Origin of the sequence: Moorena producens PAL-8-15-08-1 (genome assembly GCF_001767235.1) — a bacterium.
GTDB lineage: Bacteria > Cyanobacteriota > Cyanobacteriia > Cyanobacteriales > Coleofasciculaceae > Moorena > Moorena producens_A.
This window is the reverse complement of the sequence record NZ_CP017599.1, coordinates 6,576,562-6,600,214: the sequence shown is the minus strand read 5'-3', so window position 1 is coordinate 6,600,214 and position 23,653 is coordinate 6,576,562. Positions and strand designations below refer to the sequence as shown.

The following is a 23,653-nucleotide window of genomic DNA, read 5'->3' as shown; positions in this document are numbered from 1 at the left end:
AATGTATTTCATGGTTACTAATAAACGCTCTACTAACTAATATATACTAATTACTAACTAATCTCTAATCTATTAGATATAGAATTTACAAATGCATTTAATAAAAAGTATAAATTTTATTTTTATTACCAAAAGTTACTAGATAATTTCTTGCCTCTTGCCTCTTGCCTCTTGCCTCTTGCCTTTTGCCTTTTGTATGCAAGCCTCTTGCCTTTTGTATGCAAGCCTCTTGCCTCTTGCCTCTTGCCTCTTGCCTACTCCCTACTCCCTACTCCCTACTCCCTAAAACCTCGGACTTTTCACCTCACCCAATTGAGAACTGCTGTGTATCTAATCCCTAACACCTAATGACAAAAGGAATTCCTCTCAAACTAGAACCAGCCCCTGCTTGGACAGCCATCCTGTTATTTGTTGTCATTACAATACTGGGCATTATTGCTGGTGCTGGCAGCATTCTGCGTATTCTGTTGCCTGTGGTAGGGTTTGCCGTGGGCCTTTTTCTCTATCGACGGTATCCTGTCCTCTACTTAGGTTTTATGTGGTGGCTATGGTTTCTGATGCCGTTGGTTCGTCGTTTAATTGACTATCGCAGTAACTGGGTTAATCCGAGTCCAGTATTGCTAGTAGCGCCTATAGTGACATGGATTACTGTGGATACCTTTTTAAAATACCTTCCTAGAGCCTATAAACAGGGGGGTTTGCCTTTTATTTTGGGATTCACCAGTATTTTGTATGGCTTTATCATTGGTCTGATTAAAAGCACTCCTATTTTCGCGATTCGAGGACTGATCGACTGGTTCACCCCAATTCTTTTAGGTTTTTACTTATTTATAAATTGGCGAGATTATCCTCGCTATCGCGACAACATTCAGCGCACATTCCTCTGGGGTGTATTGGTGATGGGAGTCTATGGCATAGTGCAATATGTGATTGCACCGGAGTGGGATCGATTTTGGCTGATCAACGCCAGAATGTTCTCGATGGGGAATCCCGAACCGTTTGGTATTCGTTTGTGGAGCACGATGAATTCCACTGGGCCGTTTGCCGCAACCATGATGGTGGGTCTGCTGTTGTTATTTAATAATAACAGTCCTTTACGTATTCCTGCTTCCATAGCTGGTTACTTGTCTTTTCTACTAACGTTGTCACGGACGATGTGGGCGAGCTGGTTCTTTGGACTAGCTTCCCTGACCAGTTCACTCAAACCCAAAATCCAGATGCGCATCATTATTTCTATCTTGGTCATGGCAATGTGTATCGTGCCGTTAACCACTATTGAGCCATTCTCGGAAGTAATTGGTAGTCGTTTGGCAACATTTTCTGACCTTGGAAATGATCACAGCGCGGAAGTTAGACAACAGATCTATGAAGAGAGTCTTGGCAAAGCTCTTTCTATGGTTCTAGGTAATGGGATTGGAAACACATTCACTATCGAACAAGGGGAAATCCGAAGCGTTGTGATTGACAGTGGCATTTTAGATATGTTTTTTACCCTAGGCTGGTTTGGAACTCTCCCGTATATGTCTGGATTGCTCCTGCTGGTATATAGTGTGTTCCAATATCCTGAGATTCGCCGTGATTCCTTCATGAGTACTGCTCGTGCTATTGGTTTGAGTAATTTAATCGGGCTACCGATTGGTAGCGCCATGCTTGGTGTTGGGGGATGTTATATTTGGGGATTTTTGGGTCTAACTATGGCAGCACATAAGTATCACCAGCATCAAAATAAGCTTTCTTCTGAAATGGAAAGTATTGCTGAAGTGAACACTGCTAAAGATAAGAATTATGAAAATTTTCTGATCAATGGCATTGACTAAAGAAGAACAGAAGTAGGAGATGGAAAAAAACAGCCGGAGCAACAGCCGGATGTTTCAACTACCAATTCCTAACTAACTTATAGGTCAAATATGGCGGTGCTTTCCTTTTTGGGAGGGGTTTGATGCGTATACTCCATATCTTAAACCATATTAAACAAACTGGTAATGGTATTGTCAATGTAGCGATTGACGTTGCCTGTGAGCAAGCGAAAGCCGGTCATGAGGTTGCTATTGCCTCTGCTGGCGGCGGATATGAAACATTGCTAAGCCGTTATGGCGTCACTCACTTTGAACTCGATCAGACCCGAAAACCGTTGCATCTGCTCAAGGCTGCTGGGCGTTATCGAGGGATAATCAGAGAATTTCAGCCAGATATTGTCCATGGACATATGATGACGGGAGTAGTCCTAGCTCGGTTCCTACGGGGTTCAGCAAAATATAAGCTAGTATCCCATATTCACAATGTTTACCAACGTAGCTCAGTCGTGATGGGATTAGCTGAACGGGTGATTTCTGTGAGTGATGCGGTAGCAACGTCGATGTCTAAGCGGGGTATTCCCATGGGGAAAATGCCTGTGATCAAGAATCGCACTCTAGGTAGTCCCCGATTACCTGCTTTAGAAAGCTGCACTCCTAAAGCTTTGGAACATCCGGCTATTGTCACGGTAGCTGGGATGAACCGACGTAAGGGAATTACTGAGTTAATTAGCGCTTTTGAGCAGGTTGCTAAGAGTTATCCTAAGGCACATTTGTACTTAGTCGGAGATGGTCCCGACCGTCAAATGTTTGAAACTCAAGCTGCTGCATCGTCAGTTGCTGATCGTATCCACTTCGAGGGTTTTCAAAAAAATCCTCAAGCTTACATGATGGCAGCGGATGTTTTTGTCCTGGCCTCACACCGTGAGTCTTTCCCTCTGGTTTTGATGGAAGCACGACAGGTGGGTTGCCCGATTGTTGCTACTAGTGTCGATGGTGTTCCCGAAGCACTAGATTACGGTAAGGCAGGAGTGCTAGTTGCTCCTAAAAATGCGATCGCACTGGCAGATCAGATCGAAATGGTTCTGGCTAGTCCGTCTGAACAAGATAGATTAAGACGTGCAGCACAGCAAAACATTGAGGAACTGACCCTCACCACTATGGTGGAGAAGATTATTACTGTCTACCATCAGCTTCTAAAACTTTCCTAAGGGAGCTTCACCGCTGCTACCCCAGGTTACAGGTTATTTGGTTACCAGCTTGCAGGTTACAGGTTACAGGTTACAGGTTGCAGATTACAGGTTACCAGGTTACAGGTTACAGGTTATTTGGTTAGCAGGTTACAAGTTACAGGTTATCTTCTGAAGCTTCAACCTACCCGACAAGAACCATCTAACCTTGGCCAAAAGGCCACGCGATCGCCTTCAACCTTCAACTTTCAACCGTCTAACCTTGGCCTTTGGCCACGCGATCGCGTTCACCCTTCAACCGTCTAACCTTCACCCTTCAACCGTCTAACCTTGGCCTTTGGCCACGCGATCGCGTTCACCCTTTAGTCTTCAGTCTCCAGCCTTTTAAATAGTTTCGAGTTCAGGGAAAAAACTATGTCAATACGTATCCCCGAATGGCAATATGCTGCCATTGTTCCTGTGATCGCTGTTTTGGTAATAATTGCCCATTCTGTGATTAGCAACAATGACACTATAACTGCTGAATCCAACCCAAGCCAACGGTTGACTTACACTACCTCTTGGATCGGTAATACCTATGGTCCTGGAGGTGAGCTTCCCGGCAAGGGAAAACATGTCCAGCTATCGATTTTAGGGATGGCTGTAAGTCCCGATGGTACGGTTTATGCTAATGCTCCCTGGGATGAAGCTGGTAGAGAAGGGGGGGTTTATAAAAATGGTGATGTTCTTGGTCAACTGGATGCTACCCATGGCTGGGGACGATCGGGGGGAACTGCGATCGCAGTGAATGATAACTATATTTACATGGCGATGAGACAAACGGGTCGCTATGGCGTAGGATATCCCAATTCTGATGATAAATGGTATTGTGTTCGTCGCTATAACAGAAGTAATTATAAAGGAGCAAAATTTAAGGGGGGTAAAGGCTATGATAAGAGTATGTTGATTCTCAATACCAATCAAGGTTTGATTCGGGGAATTGCAGCAGATAATAGTCGCTTATATGTTAGTGATACCCCTAACAATAAAATCAAAGTTTATGATGCCCATACCATGAAACCGGTTAAAGAATGGTCAGTGAATAAACCGGGTAAATTAGCATTAGATAAAACTGGCTCATTGTGGGTTATCCAGAACAAAACCAAGACTATCCTTAAGTTAAATATAGAAACGGGCAAAGTTCAAGGTAAAATTGATTCTGTTAGGATCCCTACAGCTATTGTTGTGGATAATCAAAATCGCCTCTTAGTAGGAGATGGTGGACCTGATAACCAGATTAAAATCTTTAAAAATCTAGACAGCAGTGGCAATCCAACTCCTGATGGAACCTTTGGTGTTAAAGGGGGAATATACGCCGGAAGTCCTCAGGAAATTGGAAAAATCAGACCCTTACATTTCAATTCCATTACCGGGATTGGAGTCGATCAGGATAATAATATTTATGTCGCCAGTGATCCCAGTCGGATTTACGCTTGGCAAGCGGGTGGATTAACCGTGGATAGCTACAAACTGGATGGCACTCTCAATTGGAAATTGCAAGGTCTCTTATTTATTGACATTCCTGATATTGATCCAGCGGATGAAACTGTTGTTCATACGAAAAATCAACAGTTTAAACTAGATTACAGTAAATCATCAGGTCAAGAATGGACTCATGTCGCCCATACCGTTAATCCCTTTAAGTATCCTAATGATAATCGGATTAAAAAGACGATCAAGCATAATGCTGGTGCTATGATTCGCCGGGTTAAGGGTCGTAAGCTGATGTTTACCAATAGTATGTATACCGAGTCAGCTGGTATCCATGTTTATCGCTTTAATCCGGCTACTGATGGAGAAGTCGCTATTCCCACTGCCTCATTTTGGGGAAGTCAATTAGATTATCGCTATTGGCAAGATAAAAACGGTAATGGACAAGAAGAACAGGCTGAACAAGGTGAATATAATCAAGGACAAAATTATCGAGGGTGGGCATTTTGGCCTGATGATGACGGTAATATCTGGATAGGTACATCAACAAACGGGATTAAAAAACTATCCCTTAAAGGGTTTGATTCCTACGGCAGCCCGATTTACGATATTAACCAGCAACAATCCTTTGACATGCCAAAGGAATTTAAAATTATTCAACGACTTGAATATCATCCGAAAACCGATACCATGTACATTGCTGGATATTCCCCGACGTTTGATAAAAGGGGTGATTGGGGATTGATTGGTAACAGAGCTGTCAAATATATCAATTGGAGTAAAGCGCCACAAAAAGCCGGTGAAGTAGTCATCGCTTACAATCAAAAATCCGAAGGAGTAAGACCAGATTTACCGAAAAGTATGGCGGTTTCGGGAGACTATTTATTTGTCGGCTATGTCGATAATAGTTATGAAAAAGATCCGAATCGATATGCTAAAGTGCGAGTTTATGATTTTCGCACAGGTCAAGAGATTGCCAAAATAAATCCCGGCCCAGAAGTCAAATCAACCACAGGTTGGCTAGATGTCCCGATGGCCTTAAGAGTAGTGCGAAGAAAAAATGGAGAATACTTGCTATTTGCTGAAGAGGATTTTTACGCTAAAGCTTTAATGTACCGCATAAAGATAGACCCCTAATCAGCTGTTACACATTTAAATTGCACAACAACAAGGCAGAAGGCAGAAGGCAGAAGGCAGAAGCGATGCATCCCTACGCCCTACTCCCTACTCCCTACTCCCTACTCCCTCTTCTTTGCTATAACAAAAACTATCGAGGCTATAGTACTGTGAAAACACTTCAAATCGGTATGGGTTGGTTCCCTGAACAAGCAGGAGGACTCAACCGAGTTTATTACGATTGCACTCGTTACTTACCCCAAGCTGGTGTGGAGATGCATGGCTTAGTGGCAGGTTCAACTGCTGTATCTGAAAACTCCGGTGGTCAAGTCCAAGCCTTTGCTAGCCATGAATCTCCTCTCTGGCAACGCTGGAGCAGTATCCGACAGACGATGCATCGAGTGCTGAAGGAGGAAGACTACCCCCTAGTAGTCTCCCACTTTGCTTTATATACCTTTCCCATCCTCGATCAATTAGACAGTCGCCCAATGGTGATGCACTTCCAAGGACCTTGGGCATTAGAAGGGCATGTAGAAGGCAGCAATACCGTTGCGACTCGGTTAAAATGGATGCTAGAGCGGGTGACTTACAGACGGATAGCCCAGTTTATCGTACTTTCTGAGGCTTTCCGTAACACCTTGCACCAAGAGTATCATATCCCACTAGAGCGCATTCACATCATTCCTCCGGGGGTTGATACCGAGCGTTTCGACACCACCATTACACCCCAGGAAGCACGGTCAAAACTAGGCTGGCCTCAAGATCGACCAATTATCTTAGCTGTGCGACGGTTAGCTAAACGCATGGGCTTAGAAAATTTAATTGCAGCAGTGGACCAGGTGCGTAAGCGCTATCCAGACGTGCTGCTACTGATAGCGGGTAAAGGCACACTGATGCCAACCTTGCAAGCACAGATTGAAGCATTAGGACTGACTGACCATGTCCGGTTGTTGGGTTTTGTGTCGGATCAAGATTTAGCCCTAGCTTACCGTGCTGCCACTTTCTCCGTGGTGCCAACCGTGGCATGGGAAGGCTTTGGTCTAATTGTTATTGAGTCATTGGTGAATGGAACGCCAGTTCTAGGAACACCTGTAGATAGTATTCCAGAGATTTTACAGCCTTTCTCGGAAGACTTATTGTTTGAAGGGACTTCTGTTGATCAACTTGCTCAGGGCATGATCGAGGTATTTTCTGGTCAGCGTCAACTCCCTAGCTCTGAGGCTTGTCAAGCTTATGTTCATGAGCACTATACTTGGCCGGTGATTGCTCAACGAATTAAATCGGTTTATCAAGCTGCTATAAATTAATCAACATTTATAGCAATTTTTAATTAGGTGAGGTACGTTTATTCTTGCTTTTAGGGAGCATGCAGCTTCAGAGCATGGAGCTTCAGAGCAATAATAAAAATTAATGTACCTCATTAAAATAGTAAATGCTAGTGCCGAGATCAGTGATCAGATTAGTCTGTGAGCTTTTGCACGTTTGAAACACTCTTTTTGAACTACCCACTCTTATGAAGCGCCGTCGAGTCCTTTTTGTCGATCATGCCGCCGTTTTGGGGGGAGCTGAGTTAAGCCTGCTGGATCTCGCAACTGCCTACCGGGACACCAGCGAAGTACTGCTGTTTGCCGATGGCCCGTTCCGGCAACGGCTCGAAGCTGCACAGGTGAAGGTCAAGGTCATACCTGCACCCCAATCCATCTTAGCCGTAAAAACTTCAGGGGGACTCAGTGCTGTCAAGGCATTACCTGCCCTGTGGTGGATGGCTCGTCAAATAGCAGCAGCTGGACGTAACTTTGAGCTAGTACACGCTAACTCCCAAAAAGCGTTCATTGCTGCTGCGATCGCAACATTGATGGGCGGTCGTCCAGTGGTTTGGCACCTGCGAGATATTGTGACTGCACAACACTTTAGCTCGGTCAATCGTGCCATAGCCGTTTTCCTAGCTAATCATCGAGTATCTCAAGTATTGGTCAATTCTCGTGCTACTGGTCAAGCCTTTATCGCTGCTGGGGGAAGAAAAGACCTAGTAACACTGGTTTACAACGGTATTGCTTCAGACCCCTTCGATAATCTGGCATCGGATCAATCCGCTCAAATCCGTGACCAGTTGGGCATTGGTGATGCTCCACTAGTTGGTGTATTCAGTCGGTTATCTTACTGGAAAGGTCAGCATATTTTACTAGAAGCCTTACAGGAACTTCCCAATGTACACGCCCTGTTGGTTGGTAAAGCCCTATTTGGTGAAGCAGAATACGCCTCACGGCTCGAAGCTATGGCTGCGGCACCAGAACTTGCTGGTCGTGTTCACATGCTGGGATTTCGCAATGACGTGCCAGCATTGATGTCTGCTTGCAATATTGTACTCCATACCTCTACTGAACCGGAACCCTTTGGTCGGGTGATTGTCGAAGGTCAATTGGCAAAACGACCCGTAGTTGCTGCTGCTGCTGGTGGTGCAGTGGAGTTGATTGAGGATGGCGAGACTGGTCACTTGGTAACGCCAGGAGATTCCGTAGCACTCGCTAAGGTCATTGGTAAATTGCTATGTGATCCAACCGCTGCAGATAGCCTAGCCGAGCGGGGTTATATCCATGCCAAGTCTACTTTTTCCCTGGAATCCCTGTTGACGGCCTTTGACCAAGCTCTGAACAAAGTATAGCGCTGCGTGTGGGGACCGGGCGCGGGGAGTGTGGGGCTAATCAAGGGTAGGTTTTTTGTATAGCAGTCGAAGTAAAGGTTAAAACATATTTGAGATCCGAATCCCCCCTAGCTTATTAAGCTAGGGGGGATTCGTGTTCCCTTTAAACTAAAACATTTATGTCCAAAACTATACTTCCCTTGCTATATTTAGTTCTTTTTTTTGGGGAAAACTAAGATCAGAGCAATCCTGATCACGATCTCATCGTCAACAGCCGATTGCTACCAATACCATCATTTCAGCTTAGCTGGAATCTAGCTCAAGGTTGAACAGCAGGTGCGACCCAAGGCCGGGGAACCCGGCCATTGGAAAGCGCACCTAAATTGTTTTTTTCAAAGTGATGACGATGACCATCAAACCCCTCAACCGTTTGGTCTCCAAAGTTTCCCTAGGAACTGTCCTGATTGTCCCTTTTGTATTGCAGATCTTCACAGCGGTTGGATTAGTGGGATATCTTTCCTTTAGAAATGGTGAGAAAGCGGTTAATAAACTTGCACTCCAGTTACAGAGCGAAATCACTAACCGCGTCCAAGAGCATCTGAATAATTACTTAGAGTACCCTTATATTATTGTTCAAAGTAATATTAATGCTTGGCAGCTCCAACAATTAAGTTTTAACAATCTTGCTGTCTTAGAACGTCACCTCTGGAAACAAGTCAAACTATTTGAGTCTGTTCGTGCCATTTATATTGCAGGCAATCCAGAACAGCTAGAATATGCCTTTGCCAGACGGGAACCAGATGGAAGCTTTGTTGTTAGGGACTTCGTCGATTTCCCGATTCGCAATACCTATGCTTTAGACGACCAAGGTCAGCGGACTGAGTTGTTGGTCTCAAAAGCCTTCTATCCGCGCCAAAGACCCTGGTATATCAGTGCGGTAGAGGCAGCTAAACCCACATGGGGGGAAATTTACAACTTTTCCGATGGCAAACTCGGAATCAGTTTCTCTGCCCCTGTTCAAGACCAGGCAGGAAATTTTCATGGTGTTATAGTTGTTGATCTTATTCTGAGCCTGATTAGTGATTTCCTGCGCGGACTCACCATCAGTCCTTCTGGTCAAGTTTTTCTTTTAGAACCTTCAGGAGAGTTAATTGCTAGTTCCACATCTGAACAACCATTTGTGCTCAGCAATCAAGACAATCAGGCTCAACGACTGAAGGCCACAAACAGTCAAAACCCATTAACCCAAATTACAGCACAGTATTTGCTTGAAAACCTGGGCAATCTTGCCAAAATTGAAGCAGCACAGCAGTTTAACCTTAAGCTTGATGGAGAACGTCAATTTGTCCAAGTTACTCCTCTCAATAACCAGCGCGGTTTGGATTGGCTAGTGGTAGTCGTCATCCCAGAATCTGATTTTATGGCGGAAATTAACGCCAATACCAGGCTCTCCATACTGCTGTGTATTGCCGCTCTAATTATAGCAACAATCATCGGCATTTTTACGGCACGGTGGGTAATAAAACCGATTTTACATCTCAATAGGGCTGCTAAAGACATTGCTAAAGGAAAATGGAATAAAACTGTAACTATTAAGCGCTCCGATGAAGTGGGGGAATTGAGTGAATCCTTTAACCAAATGGCAGTGCAACTGAAAGAATCCTTTGAAACTTTAGAGCAACGGGTGGAAGCACGCACGGCGGAACTAGCAGAGGCGAAAGACAAAGCAGAAGTTGCCAACCAGGCTAAAAGCGAATTTCTCTCGAATATGAGTCATGAATTGCGCACCCCCCTCAATGGCATTCTTGGCTATGCTCAAATTCTTAAGCGAGAACATAATCTCAGTTCCCGCCAAACCGATGGTTTAGAAATTATCCACAAAAGCGGGATTCATTTGTTGACCCTAATCAACGACATCTTAGACTTATCCAAAATCGAAGCCCGTAAAATGGAACTCTACCCCGATGATATCCATTTTGCTAACTTCCTCGACAGTGTTGTGGGAGTGATAAAAATGCGAGCGTTAGAGAAAGATATTTTGTTCAAATACCAACCTGACTCTAACTTACCTATTGGAATTATAGCTGATGAAAAACGACTTCGACAAGTCTTACTAAACTTGTTAGGAAACGCCATTAAATTTACCGAACAAGGTCAAGTTACGTTGGGGGTGAGGGTTACAGAGTCTCACGTTACTACTTCAACTATTTGTTTTTATATTATTGACACTGGGGTGGGTATGACTCCCCAGCAGTTAGAGAAAATATTCCTACCTTTTGAACAAGTGGGTGATACTCAACGTCGGTCTGAGGGCACAGGTTTAGGATTAGCTATCACCAAACAACTGGTAGAATTGATGGGTGGTGAACTCAAGGTGACCAGTGAATTGGGTCAAGGGTCAAGGTTCTGGTTTGAAGTTAGTTTTACTCTGGCAGCTATCAGTGGGGAAACTCAAGCTGAAATCCCCGATCAAATAATAGGATATCGAGGTAAAAAACGTAGGCTATTGGTGGTAGATGACAAACTCGAAAACCGCTTAGTTCTTGAGAATATGCTTGCACCCTTGGGATTTGAGGTGGTCACTGGTGAAGATGGTGAGCAGGAAGTTGACTTGGCTCAACAAATCCAACCGGATCTGATTTTGAGCGATTTAGTTATGCCGGTTAAAAGTGGGTTTGAAGCCATTAAGGAAATTCGTCAAATTCCAGAGATTAGAGAAGTGCCAATTATTGCTATCTCTGCTAGTGTACTGGATATGGATCAGAAAAAGAGTCAAATTGCCGGTTGTGATGCCTTTTTGTCTAAACCCGTAGATGAACCAAAGTTATTGACTTTGTTAGGAAAGTATTTACATCTGGAGTGGGTGTACGAACAGAATGATCACCTTTCAAATATGAACTATAAAAACGGTTCAGTAGAGCCAACTGAACTAGTGATTCCGCCACTAGAAGAGATGGAAGTGCTCTATGAGTTGGCGATGTTGGGCAGTATGAAAAAAATTCGGGAGCGAGCTATATACCTGGAAGAACTGGATCACAAATACATGGCTTTTGCTAACAACCTCAAAGAGTTAGCCCAAGGGTTTCAAGAAGATAAGATTCTTGCCTTAGTGGAACAATATTTGTAATATAGCAAGTCTTATACCCATGAGGTACAAATCTCTGGGTTTTAGGGAGCAGGGAGCAGGGAGCAGGGAAGAGGGAAGAGGGAAAAAATAATGTGTACCTCATAGCTATGATAAACGCTATATGCAGCGGATCACCGGAATAGGCAAAGAGAGGGAGGTGTGGTAAGTGTGGGGAGATGGGGAGTTAGATGAGCAACGGTTGTGCTTGCCACGGGGCTTTGAAGGTGCGAACACAAGCCTGAGCACACAGCTTCTGCAACGAAAATTACCCTTAAATAGGTACTAACTAGCTGGTCAGTACCTATTTAATAAGTACAGTACCTATTTCTTCCGCCAACGGGCATCTGGCCCTCGCCCAAGGCATTCGAGCCGCCCAGCGTTTCTTTCCTGGCGCAAGATACGGCGAATCAGATCAATTCCTACAGTAGGACATTGTTCCTGTAAATGCTTGATCGAAAAATCTCCAACTATATTGTTAATGGAATCTAGCACCATCGCTGTTTTAGCGCCTTTGGTTGAGGTTACTAACCCAACCCGTTTCTCAAAATCCCGGTACGCCGATAGCACCAACACTCCCAGAAAATACTCCCACCAAGGTAACAAACTATGCTGTCCCTGATGCCAGCTTTGGGAGGACTGGTAAAGTGTATCGTAGTAGCTTTCCTTTGTGCGTTCTACAATGCGTTCTAAACTAATAAACCGCCCCACCTCGTAACCAGCTTTGTATAGTAACAGTAGTGTCAGCAGCCTAGCCATCCGTCCATTTCCATCACTAAAAGGGTGGATGCACAGAAAATCCAAGACGTAGGTGGGGATGAGCAATAAAGGTTCGAATTCCTCAGACTGCCAGAGGCGATTGAACTGTTCGTGCAAGCGTTCCATCGCGGATGGTGTAGCATAAGCCGCAAGTGGTTGAAACCTCACAACCTTTGTACCATCTGGATAAGTTTGGCTGATTTCATTATCTACCGACTTCCAGCGCCCACCCTCACCAACAGAAAACTGGTAAAGGTCACGATGCAGCTGTAACACCACCCCTGGAGTGAAAGGGATGTGAGCATAGCTGCTGTGGATCGTACTAAGTACATCTCGATAGCCAGCAATTTCTTGTTCGGAGCGATCGCGGGGCGTAGTTTTTTCCGCTACCAGTTCCTTGATGCGTTCCAGGGGCACTGTAATGCCTTCTATGCGGTTGGAGGACTCAGTACTCTGAATAATCGCCGCCTGAAGTAGTGTTTGCAAAACTTGGGGTGACTGTTCTTTGAACAGTTCTTGCTTGCCTTTGTACTCACCAATCAGCCGGATAGTACGCAGTAGATTTTGAGGAATCAGCTGGCGCTCAATAAAACCTGGTTCAAACGACTCCATGGGTAATTCCTATGAACCCAACCTCAGTATACTAGACTTGGCGGCAGTTGTAGGGAACAGGGAACTTCGGAGCAGCGGATCATCGGAACAAGAATTGAGACAAACACTATCAGAACAATAATGTTGTAAGAGGTCTACTATAATTGTTGCGTTAGTGGAAAACTATCTGTAATCTCAAGTTCGATTAATCTCTTCCCAAGTAGTCCCTGGATTTTTGGTAATAGGTAATTGCTAATGGGTAATGTTGGTAAGATTACTGATTACCGATTCCCGATTCCCGATTCCCGATTCCCGATTCCCGATTCCCGATTCCCGATTCCCGATTCCCGATTCCCCGAAAATCCTAGGTTACATCCCTTTTATGAAAAGGATATCAGTATTTATGTAATTTTCCGGTTAAACTCTCCAGGGGATAAGCACTATACTTGCCTTTAAGTGAAGGTTCCTAAAAAGAGAAACGAAGGAAAAGGTGAGACTGGTAATGGGGAGATGGGGAGTTTTCCTACTCTCCCCTTATTTGATTTTCCTTGTCCCAAAACACGTATCAGGCTAACACTATGCTGGCTAGGGTTTGGAGTGGTTCAATTATCGGCATTGATGCTGTAAAAGTAGGGGTTGAAGTAGATGTGTCCGGTGGCTTACCGGGAATTGTAGTTGTTGGTTTACCGGATACCGCTGTCCAAGAGTCCCGAGAACGGGTGAAAGCAGCACTGAAAAATGCTGGTTTTGCCTTTCCGATACGCAAGATTGTGATTAACCTGGCTCCGGCTGACTTACGGAAAGAAGGTCCTAGTTTTGATTTACCGATCAGTGTTGGTATTTTAGCGGCATCGGAACAGTTAAATCCTCAGTTATTGGGAGACCACCTATTTCTCGGAGAAGTGTCCCTTGATGGCAGTTTGCGACCTGTGGCTGGTGTACTTCCAATTGCTGCGGCAGCAAAGCAAATGGGAATTACTGGGTTAGTAGTTCCTGCTGACAATGCTACAGAAGCTGCAGTGGTGAATGGCATCACTGTGTATGGATTTGAGCACCTATCAGATGTTGCTGATTTCCTTGACCAGCCAAAGCGCTATTCACCGGTAGAGATTGATAGTGTGGGGGAGTTGCAAGTTTATCAGTCTACTGCACCGGATTTAACGGATGTTAAAGGTCAGGCTCATGGGCGTCGAGCTTTAGAAATTGCAGCGGCTGGGGGCCATAATTTAATCTTTGTCGGTCCTCCTGGCAGTGGTAAAACCATGTTGGCGCGACGATTACCGGGCATTTTGCCACCGTTGAGTTTTCCTGAAGCTTTGGAGGTCACTCAAATTTATTCTGTTGCTGGCTTATTGAAAAATCGCGGCAAACTGATCTGCGATCGCCCTTTTCGCAGTCCCCATCATTCCGCCTCTGGCCCATCTCTTGTGGGTGGTGGTAGTTTTCCGAAACCGGGAGAAATTTCCTTAGCCCACCGGGGAGTTCTATTTTTAGACGAGTTGACAGAATTCAAGCGCAATGTCCTAGAGTTCCTACGCCAACCTTTGGAAGACGGACAAGTCACTATTTCCCGCACCCGCCAATCGGTACAGTTTCCTGCTCAGTTTACCTTAGTGGCTAGTACCAATCCCTGTCCCTGTGGATACTTTGGTGACCCGATCCAACCCTGCACCTGTTCCCCTCGCCAACGGGAACAATATTGGTCGAAGCTATCAGGACCATTAATGGATCGCATTGATTTACAAGTAGCTGTCAATCGGCTTAAACCTGAAGAAATCACTCGACAGTCTACAGGAGAAGAATCAGCACCGGTGCGAGAACGAGTCCAAGTCGCACGCGATCGCACTCGTGACCGCTTCCAAACTGAACCCACTCTTCATTGCAATGCTCAGATGCAAAGCCATCATCTACGTCGATTCTGTAAATTAGATGATACTTCCCGTAATGTATTAGAAGGGGCTATTCGCAAACTTGGTCTTTCTGCTAGAGGCACCGACCGTATTCTCAAAGTTGCCCGTACCATTGCCGACCTGAGTGGTGATGATGACCTTAAAACCGAACATGTTGCTGAAGCCATTCAATATCGTACTATTGATCGCATGCATTAAGGGGCAACGGATGGATGAACAGATGGGAATATAGGGAGTATAGCGCTACCCGCAAGGCAAAAGGCAAAAGGCAAAAGGCAAAAGACTATAGCTTGTAGGGTGGGCAAAAATAGTTTGGTTATGGGTGAGTATTCACGATTAGATTACTTTGCCCACCCTACTTTAATCGGACTATAGCTTGTAGGGTGGGCAAAAATAGTTTGGTTATGGGTGAGTATTCTAAATAATATTACTTTGCCAACCCTACTTTAATTGGTATTTTTTTTACACGCTATTGATCCCATGCCTAAGGATGCAATCAGGGGCAATTGATCGGTTAACGGATCGGTTAACAGATGGGACTATAGCTTGTAGGGTGGGCAAAAATAGTTTGGTTATGGGTGAGTATTCTAGATAATATTACTTTGCCCACCCTACTTTAATTGGTATTTCTTTTAAACGCTATTGATCCCATGCAATAGCATGCAATCAGGGGCAATTGATGGGTTAACGGATCGGTTAACAGATGGGACTATAGCTTGTAGGGTGGGCAAAAATAGTTTGGTTATGGGTGAGTATTCTAGATAATATTACTTTGCCCACCCTACTTTAATTGGTATTTCTTTTACGCTAACGGATGGGAATATAGGGAGTAGTAGGCAAGACGAGTTGAAGGCATGAAGCAAGTCAAAGCAGTTTTATGTGGATATTACGGCAAGGGCAATGGTGGCGATGAAGCATTGTTAGCGTCACTGCTGCAAATGCTACCAAAGTCAGTGAAGCCGATAGTCCTTTCCGGTAACCCTAGTCAAACTCGTCAGCGCTATGGAGTAGAAAGTTGCGATCGCATGTCTACCCTACCAGTGCTCAAGGCCATGCGCCTTTCCGAACTCTTCATCTGGGGAGGTGGTAGTTTAATCCAAGATGTGACTAGTGCCGCTAGCCCTCTCTACTACTGTGGTTTAATGGGATTAGCCCAAAGGATGGGTCTCAAAACCATTGCTTGGGCTCAGGGGGTTGGTCCAATTAAGCGTCGGCTGATTGGTTCGCTAGCCCAGCGGTCGTTCACCGGATGTACAGCAGTCAGTGTCAGGGATTATGGCTCAGCGACACTGTTAGCGGATTGGGAAATTCCCTTTATTATGGCTCCCGATCCAGTTTGGGCATTAGACTCCAAACCTGTACCAGGATTGTGGGATTTACCAGCACCAAGAGTAGCAGTTACTTTGCGATCGCATTCTACCCTAACTCCCAAACGCCTGAAGAATCTGACCCATGCCTTAGTGGATTTTCAGAAAGCCACACAAACCTGTATTTTATTAGTTCCTTTCCAAGCTTCCCGAGATTTGGCCATTGCCCAATCTATTGCGTCTGAGTTAACCGGTCCCCATCAGATCTTTTCTATAGAAGACCCTAGAGAATTGAAAGGATTATTTCGGGGGGTGGAAATGGCGATTGGCATGCGCTACCACAGTTTGATTATGGCAGCAGCGGAAGAATGTCGATGTTTTGCCCTCAGTTATGACCCCAAAGTTAACTACTTGATGGAGCAACTGGATTTACCTGGATGGGATGTTGCTAGTTTACCAGATGACCCCAATGTGATTAGTAAAACCTGGCTAGAACACTATGCTAATGGTGAAGCATTGACTAAAGATCAAATTCAGTCATTAGTAGACCGGGCAAGGATGCATCAGGATGTGCTGATGACAGTTTGTTAATTGGTACTTTTCCAAAGGGAACAGGGAACAGGGAGTAGGGAGTAGGGAGTAGGGAGTAGGGAGTAGGGAGTAGGAGTTGCGAAAATTGAGTTTACCTCATAACTATGAAAAACGCTATACTTTTTAAGTTTTACTTGTTACTTGTTACTTGTTACTTGTTAATTTTAAAGTTGTCATTTTCAACACTGATCTGGATCAATTCCCAAAGCTTTCAAGCGATCGCTCAACCCTTGGGTACGCCTCTGTTCTTCAACTAAAGCCGCTTCAGCTTGTTCTAAAGCCGCTTCAGCTCGTTGAGCTCGTTGACCCTGGAGTTCTTTGTCTTGTCTTTCCTGTTCCCTCTGTTCAACAATTTCTATGTAAGTAGCAAAACCCTCCCCATTGGGCTGATAGAGTTGAAGGGTTTGGTCTGACAACTCAAACCTCACTTTCAATCGGGGACTCACCCAGCCAGACATCAGCTCAATCGCTTCTAATGTCTTGCCAGAATGTGTCTCGCCAGAACGTAACCAACCCTTCAAAACCCCTTGGTCTGGGTCAAAGATGTAGTATTCTTCTACCCCGTAGCGTTGGTAAAACCTGAATTTATTCTCCTCTAACTCAGTCTTAGTGTTGCTCCAGGATGCGATTTCAAACACCACTTGCGGTGGACGATTGTCTTCCTCCCACTGTTTGTAGGATCTGCGATCGCTTTTAGCGGAAGCTTCGCTTCATCGCCTTTGGGTCTACCAAACACAACCATTACATCAGGAGCTTGCTTAGTATTCGGTTCACCCTCCACTGGATACCAAAATAAATCCCCAGCTACAAAAACATTAGGATTATTTTTAAACAGGGCATCGATTCCCCCTTGAATTGTTGTAATAAGCGCGAAATTGAATGGTATTGTCTGCCAAGGGGAAGCCGTCACTTTCCGGGTAGATTATTTCAGAGGTTTGGTTGTTTATTTGAGTAACCATTTTCTTTTCTATACCTCCTTTATTACTAGTATAAATAGCAGTTATCAATTCGGTGAGGTACTTTGTTCGTAAGCAGTCAGCAGTCAGCAGTCAGCAGTCAGCCGTTGGCTGATAGCTGATAGCACCTCAAGTAGCATCTCAAGTAGCGCATAAGCTGATAACTGACCGCTGAGCGCTGAATGCTTAGGTTTATTTTTAAAGGAATGGGTAGTCTGTATACCCCTTTTCTAAATCCTTGTCCCCTCGACCGTAAAATGTCTTAGGATTGGGTGTATTTAATTGGGCATTTAGTTCAAACCGTTTGGTTGACATACTCCCCCGTTAAATCGGAGATTCTAACGGGGGATTCTCACAATATGTGATTCTTGGTTCATTGAGACAACTTATTGAATCAAGTTTCCTCTCATCAACAGAGGTTGCACTCTCCCCAAGCGTTTCCGAATCAACGGCAGTTTCCCAATGCCCTTGGGTACTCTCTTGGTGCGCGTTTCCTAGCACGGGGAACCCGTGCGGGGTAGCACCGCTGTTGTACTCAATACCTAAAACTTCTAAGCCACGCTTCAAAATGTTGAGAGCAGCGTTCGTGTCTCTACAAATTTCTGTTTGACAACGAGGACATTTGTGAGTTCTGGTACTGAGAGATTTTTTCACCCGATAACCACAGTTATAACAATCTTGACTGGTGTAGTTTGGCTTGACCGCAATCACAGTCTTATCCCAAATATTCCCGTAGTAGTTTAACCATTGGGTGAATTGATACCAACCGGCATCGGATATCGACTTTGCCAAGTGATGGTTCTTGACCATATTGCTTATTTTGAGGTCTTCATAGACAACCACATCGTGAGAGTGGACTACGCACCGAGCTTGTTTCACAGCCCAGTCTTTACGCTGTCTTTGAACCTTTAAATGGCATTTACCCAGTCGAATTCTAGCTTTGTGGTAGTTGTTTGATTGAGGTTTTTTACCTCTTACAAACTTTCTGGACAATCGACGTTGTAGTTTTTTTAACCGCTTTTCAGCTTGCCTAAGATACTTAGGGTAGATGGCAGCATTGTTGTTTTGGTCTTTGTAGAAATACTTGATACCTAAATCAAGACCCGCCACATTCCCAGTATAGCTACCTTTCTCTTTTCGGTTAGCATCAAAGCAGAACTGGGCGTAATAACCGTCGGCTCGTCTGATCACTCGTACCCGATTGATTTTGAGTCTGAACAAGTCCTCTCGTGTTTCATAGTTGCAGAACACAGAAAACCGACCCGCCTTGAACCCGTCAGTGAAGTTGATGGTCATGCAATCAGGTGAAAGTTTCCACCCCGTGGTTTTATACTCAACTGAGCGAGAATGTTTCTTGAACTGAGGATAACCTTTCTTTTTAGCACCCTCTCTACAACGTCGATAGAAGTTAGAGATTGACAGCCATGCCCTTTCAGCAGAAGCTTGACGAGCCATTGAGTTCAACTTCTTAGCAAAGGGAAACTCACCAGCCAATTCTTTGCACAACAGAGATAGACGAGCCTTGTTTACTTTTGGCTGATCACGCCATAGTCTAACCGCCTTGTTCCTGATGAATTGAGCGGTTCGTATAGCTTCATCTAAAGCTTGGTATTGGGCTAATGATCCGTTTAGCAGTTTAGCTTCTCTAACTATCATAAATTCATTTTACCACAAACCAACGTCGGATTTGGACAATCTCCCCGTCCTTTTTTTGTCTGCAGAAATTCATCTCACCGCCAAATCAAAGATTATGGCGGGAGCCTTCTTTATGAATTTCAGGTAAATCGGGATTAGCAAGAAACAGCTTGCCGAAGGAAACTAAATCTGCATCACCCGATGCCAAGATAGTGTTTCCCTGCTCTTTGTTGTAGCCGCCGTTGGTGATAATCGTACCGTTGTAGATAGGGCGAAATAGGGGGGTGACTCGATTGAGTACCTCGCGGGTTCCTAAATCCACTTCATTGGGTTCCATCAGGTGAATGTAGGCTAAGTCAAAGGGATTGAGAGCATTGATCACATAGCTGAAGGTTGCTTTAGGGTTTGAGTCTCTCATCCCATAGAAAGTGTTGCTGGGAGAGAGTTTGATGCCTACTCGGTTACCTCCCCAGACGCTAGTGACAGCTTCGACAACCTCTAGCAGGAATCGAGCGCGGTTTTCTATGGATCCACCGTAGCGATCGCTGCGTTGGTTGGAACCATCTTGGAGAAACTGGTCGATCAAGTAACCAAAAGCACCATGAAGCTCAATGCCATCAAATCCTGCTAGCATGGCATTTTCTGCTCCTTTGCGGAACTGCTCGACAATTTCAGGAATTTCGTCGGTTTCTAGAGGGCGAGGAATGTCCAGGTTAACTTTGCCAATGGGGGTATGAAGTTGACCTTCCGCTGCGATCGCACTAGGCGCTACAGGGTCTTCACCATTGAGTAACGAGAGATGAGCGACGCGACCACTATGCCATAGTTGCAGGAATATCCGTCCACCTTTACCATGAACCATCTCGGTAACTAATTTCCATCCCTCCACCTGTTCAGGGGAGTAAATCCCTGGACAGTTAATGTAGCCCTGAGGGGAGAGCTCGGGAGCAGAAGTGTTGAACTTCGGCGCTTAGGGAATCGGAAGGGGAAGAGTGTGGGGAGAGAGGGGAGAAGTAGTTTTCGAGAATTGCTATATATGGTCTTCATTCATCATTAGAACTCATCCTTACTTATTTAGGACTACTTCGGGGTTAGTGACTCCTAATAGTGTTTTAATTTCTGGTTGAACTAAGGTAGTCATAAAGCGTTTATCGGTAATTTTGAGCTTGGGTTTCAAATAAATAGGCGTAAGTTCCATCTAGCTGCATCAATTCCTCATGAGTACCGCTTTCGGTAATAGAACCTTTATCCATTACATAAATGCGATCGGCCATTTTTACAGTGGATAGGCGATGACTGATTAGGATAGCAGCTTGGTCTTTTATCAGTTGACGAAACTTCTGAAACACCTCATATTCTGCCTTGGGGTCCATAGCAGAAGTAGGTTCATCTAAAACTATTACCTGGGAGTCTCGTAGAAATGCTCTTGCCAAAGCGATTTTCTGCCATTGCCCGATACTGAGTTGTTCCCCTTGGTCAAATAGCTTACCTAGCATAGTGTCATAACCATTGGGTAAGGTATTGATGACTCGATCTGCACCAGAACGAAAAGCTGCTTTACTTATTTGGTTATCAGTGGGAGAAAGAGCAACATTACCCAACCAGATATTTTCCTGGGCAGTGAGATGATATTTCATATAGTCTTGGAAAATAACACTGATTTGCTGGCGTAGATGGTCGAGTTGAAATTGGCGTAAATCGATGCCATCAATAGTAATACTGCCAGAAGTGGGTTCGTATAAACGGCATAATAGTTTGATTAGGGTGGTTTTTCCCGAACCGTTTTCTCCTACTAAGGCAATAGTTTCTCCTGGTTGTAGCGTCAGGTTAATAGTTTTGAGAGCCTGACGAGTCGTATTAGCATATTGAAAACTAACATTATTAAAGACAATTCCGTTCTGTATTGGTTGCGGTACTAATTTGGGATGAGGTAGTTCTGTAATTTTGGGTTGGAGATCGAGAAACTCGTAGAGATTATTGAGAAACAAACTATTCTCATAAAAACCAGATAAGCTACTTAAAACCCCACTAAAAGCAGTTTGTCCTCGTCTCAATGCTTGATGATAAAGAGCTAAATCTCCTATAGTAAGGAGACCTTGAACGGTTTGATAAATAATAAAACCATAGCCAGCAAGCATGATGATGCCACTAAAACCCTGTGCCCCCAGGTTTGCCATAGAACGGCTTTTGGCAATAGTAAAGCTTTCTCGGTATAGTTGCCATCGCAACTGATGAAAGCGCTGACTAAAAACACTACCCAAATTAAACAGACGAATTTCTTTAGCTGGTCTATCTCTAGTTAGCAAACCGCCATAATAGTTAGCTCGTCTTCTGATCGGGGTTCGTTCTCGCTGCCAATGATACATAATTTTGGCATATTTAAGACGCACTAACATAGTAGGAATGCCGACAACAAATAAAACTCCTGCAATTCCCCAATGAAAAGAAAGTAACAAGCCGACTATTGCTAATAAAGAAACGCTATTTTGACCAATTTCTGCCAGACGATGGAGAATTTGGTTCGGGAGTTCCGGAGCATCTCGTTGTGCCCGTTGCAACATATCGTAGTATTCGGCATTTTCATAGTACTCTAAGTCTACTGCCATCGACTTGTCATGAAGCATCCCTTCCATGTAGTCGGTAACTTTTTGAGACTGGAGAATACTAACAAGTTGAGATAGAGACTGGGAAACGCTAGTTACTAAGGTTACTCCCCCAGCAACAGCAAGGAGAAACATTATCTGACTGAAGGCGGCTTGTTTATCCGATAGAGTGAGGCTGGTAGCAACTGTATCTACAACTAACTTGGTTAGATAGAGCAAGGCTAGGGGTAGTAACCCTTGGACAATAATTAGAATGACTTTGATAGTGGTTAAAGTAGGCGCACTATGCCAGACAAACAGAAGTGCGCGTTTAATTCTAGGCATTTATAGCATTTTTATTGGAATTGTGAACATACTCCCGCTTTGGAAAGGCAAGAGGAATCCCCCCTAACCCCCCTTAGTAAGGGGGGCGGGCAAGAGGCAAGAGTTAATAAACTATAGAAGGATTTTGGGTAAGGTCAAAAACGGTAATTATTGTCTTGATGCACAATACCGCACTGGCTCCCCCTGCGCTGCATCGCTTTTTCTAATTGATTTAGAAATGCTATAAGCTGTTGTGCATTTAAACTGTATATTCTTGAAATCAAATAAAAAAGATATATGCCATTCACCTTTTGCCTTTTGCCTTTTGCCTTTTGCCTTTAGCTTATTTGTTCTATCGTTAAAAAGCCTTCTTGAATAAATTTAGTCGCTAAATCAATTTTTCCTTCGTCAGTAACTAGTCCGCCAATATCTTTAACAGCAAAAGATTGGGATTGTAATAGGGTATTAATGGAAGGTTCAGTAAAGCGTGGAAAATCGAGTTTTTTTCCGTAGAAGTTGACGTATACATTTTCGTCATCTCGCTCTAGTTTATAAAAGATATTTTGTCGTTTAGCTAAAACTGAATTTAAGGTGAGTTGGTTGACTTGAATCGAATCTTTAAACCGATTTTGGTCTTCGGATAATTTGCTATCGATATACTGGTCAAATTTTCGTTCTAGAATCTCGTCTAGGTCTAGATTATTAATTAAAGATTGAGTAAGATTCAAAAAGTCTTGCTTGAACTGACTCTGATAACTTTCGCCAGTTATGCCGTTGGGAACAGCTTTTCTAAACTCGGCTTTTTCTTCCGCTAATTCGGCGATTTCTTGCAGGATTTCAAACCAATAGTTAGGATGGAAACCCAAGGTGATATGAACCGAAGCGGTATGTGTAGTTAAGGCATCGTGAATTAAACCTCTGGGAATATATAATAAATCCCCTGGTGTTAATTCTACTTCAAAAGTAGGCTCCCCTAATTCATATTGATCTTTAATTTTCCAGTAGGGTTGTTTGCGAGACGGTAATTCAAGGGGAGTGTTATATAAACGCCATACTTTTGTTCCGGTAGTTTGCATGATGAAGACATCGTGGTCATCGTAATGAGGGGCAAATCCTTGGGAATTATGGGGAGTGATATAGATATTAAACTGTAAGCGGAATTTTAATTCTTTTTCTAAGTCGCTACAGTAGTTAACTAATTTTATAATTGAGCTATTCCCAGAATTAATAATTAGGGTTTTACCCTGATTGAAGAGAACAAATAAGGTATCATTATTGGCAATTGATGAATTGCGATGGGTCCATTTATAGGCTGGCAATTCGTTTCCTTTTTCAACTACTCTGAGGCAGTTTGATTGTAAAGATTTATTTTGGAAGAATAAATCGATATCGTCAGTATTGAGGATAGCATCGTAATAGTTTTGATTATTTCTGGCAATGTGAAGATAGTTTTTTTCGTAGTAGTGTTGGAAGAATTCTTCTGAAGTAAAGGGGTGAATTAAGTTTTCAAATTTGGAATATGTAGTCAGTTTCTCATAAGAGAGACTGACTAGTTTATTGGCTATAGTTTTGATTTCGGTTTTCATGGTTATGTCCTTGTTCTAATTTACAGCGTTTTTCATAGCTATCAGGTACACAGTATTTTTTCCTTCTTCCCTCTTCCC

At 43.9% G+C, this 23,653-nt stretch carries 15 protein-coding genes and 2 pseudogenes; 10 read left to right on the top strand and 7 right to left on the bottom strand.

The window, feature by feature from the left end; genetic code table 11:
- The first annotated feature begins 150 nt into the window (after positions 1-150).
- The 7 genes from BJP34_RS40775 to BJP34_RS24145 all read left to right on the top strand — a co-directional run bounded on the left by BJP34_RS40775 (position 151) and on the right by BJP34_RS24145 (position 11,337).
- Complete coding sequence (locus BJP34_RS40775) at positions 151-348, top strand: hypothetical protein (RefSeq protein ID WP_149031153.1); 198 nt, start codon at positions 151-153, stop codon at positions 346-348.
- A complete protein-coding gene (locus BJP34_RS24170; protein WP_070394545.1) occupies positions 348-1,817 on the top strand; it encodes a glucose-6-phosphate isomerase in 1,470 nt (489 codons plus the stop codon). The genes BJP34_RS40775 and BJP34_RS24170 overlap by 1 nt, the downstream gene beginning before the upstream one ends.
- Before the next feature lie 122 nt (positions 1,818-1,939).
- Entirely contained in the window at positions 1,940-3,004 is a 1,065-nt protein-coding gene (locus BJP34_RS24165; RefSeq protein WP_070394544.1) for a glycosyltransferase, read from the top strand.
- Positions 3,005-3,397: 393 nt separating this feature from the next.
- Positions 3,398-5,590 carry a hypothetical protein gene (locus BJP34_RS24160; protein WP_070394543.1) on the top strand — a complete coding sequence of 731 codons (2,193 nt, stop codon included), beginning with the start codon at positions 3,398-3,400 and terminating at the stop codon, positions 5,588-5,590.
- Between the two features lie 20 nt (positions 5,591-5,610).
- Positions 5,611-6,876 carry a glycosyltransferase family 4 protein gene (locus tag BJP34_RS24155; RefSeq protein WP_229424002.1) on the top strand — a complete coding sequence of 422 codons (1,266 nt, stop codon included), beginning with the start codon at positions 5,611-5,613 and terminating at the stop codon, positions 6,874-6,876.
- 206 nt (positions 6,877-7,082) lie between these two features.
- Entirely contained in the window at positions 7,083-8,231 is a 1,149-nt protein-coding gene (locus BJP34_RS24150) for a glycosyltransferase family 4 protein (RefSeq protein WP_070394542.1), read from the top strand.
- Between the two features lie 379 nt (positions 8,232-8,610).
- Positions 8,611-11,337: a hybrid sensor histidine kinase/response regulator gene (locus tag BJP34_RS24145; protein ID WP_070394541.1), complete on the top strand. Its 2,727-nt coding sequence runs from the start codon at positions 8,611-8,613 to the stop codon at positions 11,335-11,337.
- Here the strand turns inward: BJP34_RS24145 and BJP34_RS44320 are convergent.
- Both BJP34_RS44320 and BJP34_RS24140 read right to left on the bottom strand, forming a co-directional pair.
- Entirely contained in the window at positions 11,273-11,440 is a 168-nt protein-coding gene (locus BJP34_RS44320) for a hypothetical protein (protein ID WP_158517435.1), read from the bottom strand. The two genes, BJP34_RS24145 and BJP34_RS44320, sit on opposite strands and share 65 nt — an antisense overlap.
- 218 nt (positions 11,441-11,658) lie before the next feature.
- On the bottom strand, positions 11,659-12,705 hold the full coding sequence (locus BJP34_RS24140; RefSeq protein WP_070394540.1) for a Fic family protein: 1,047 nt from the start codon (positions 12,703-12,705) through the stop codon (positions 11,659-11,661).
- A gap of 234 nt (positions 12,706-12,939) precedes the next feature.
- Here BJP34_RS24140 and BJP34_RS40770 point away from each other — a divergent pair, with 234 nt between their 5' ends.
- The 3 genes from BJP34_RS40770 to csaB all read left to right on the top strand — a co-directional run bounded on the left by BJP34_RS40770 (position 12,940) and on the right by csaB (position 16,492).
- A complete protein-coding gene (locus BJP34_RS40770) occupies positions 12,940-13,140 on the top strand; it encodes a hypothetical protein (RefSeq protein ID WP_149031152.1) in 201 nt (66 codons plus the stop codon).
- Between the two features lie 122 nt (positions 13,141-13,262).
- Positions 13,263-14,792 (top strand): YifB family Mg chelatase-like AAA ATPase, encoded by a 1,530-nt coding sequence (locus BJP34_RS24135; RefSeq protein WP_070394539.1) that lies wholly within the window; start codon positions 13,263-13,265, stop codon positions 14,790-14,792.
- A gap of 656 nt (positions 14,793-15,448) precedes the next feature.
- Complete coding sequence (gene csaB, locus BJP34_RS24130) at positions 15,449-16,492, top strand: polysaccharide pyruvyl transferase CsaB (RefSeq protein WP_070394538.1); 1,044 nt, start codon at positions 15,449-15,451, stop codon at positions 16,490-16,492.
- A gap of 179 nt (positions 16,493-16,671) precedes the next feature.
- Here the strand turns inward: csaB and BJP34_RS24125 are convergent.
- The 5 genes and pseudogenes from BJP34_RS24125 to BJP34_RS24105 form a co-directional block, all read right to left on the bottom strand.
- Positions 16,672-17,451 (bottom strand): annotated as a pseudogene (locus tag BJP34_RS24125) (Uma2 family endonuclease).
- Between the two features lie 321 nt (positions 17,452-17,772).
- Entirely contained in the window at positions 17,773-19,104 is a 1,332-nt protein-coding gene (locus tag BJP34_RS24120) for an RNA-guided endonuclease InsQ/TnpB family protein (RefSeq protein WP_070394537.1), read from the bottom strand.
- Between the two features lie 85 nt (positions 19,105-19,189).
- Positions 19,190-20,020, bottom strand: a pseudogene (locus tag BJP34_RS24115) (alkene reductase); the annotation flags it as partial.
- 211 nt (positions 20,021-20,231) lie between these two features.
- A complete protein-coding gene (locus BJP34_RS24110) occupies positions 20,232-22,010 on the bottom strand; it encodes an ABC transporter ATP-binding protein (protein WP_070394536.1) in 1,779 nt (592 codons plus the stop codon).
- A 317-nt stretch (positions 22,011-22,327) separates the two neighbouring features.
- Positions 22,328-23,575, bottom strand: coding sequence for a cupin domain-containing protein (locus BJP34_RS24105; protein WP_083305327.1), 1,248 nt, complete (start codon positions 23,573-23,575; stop codon positions 22,328-22,330).
- Positions 23,576-23,653: the final 78 nt, after the last annotated feature.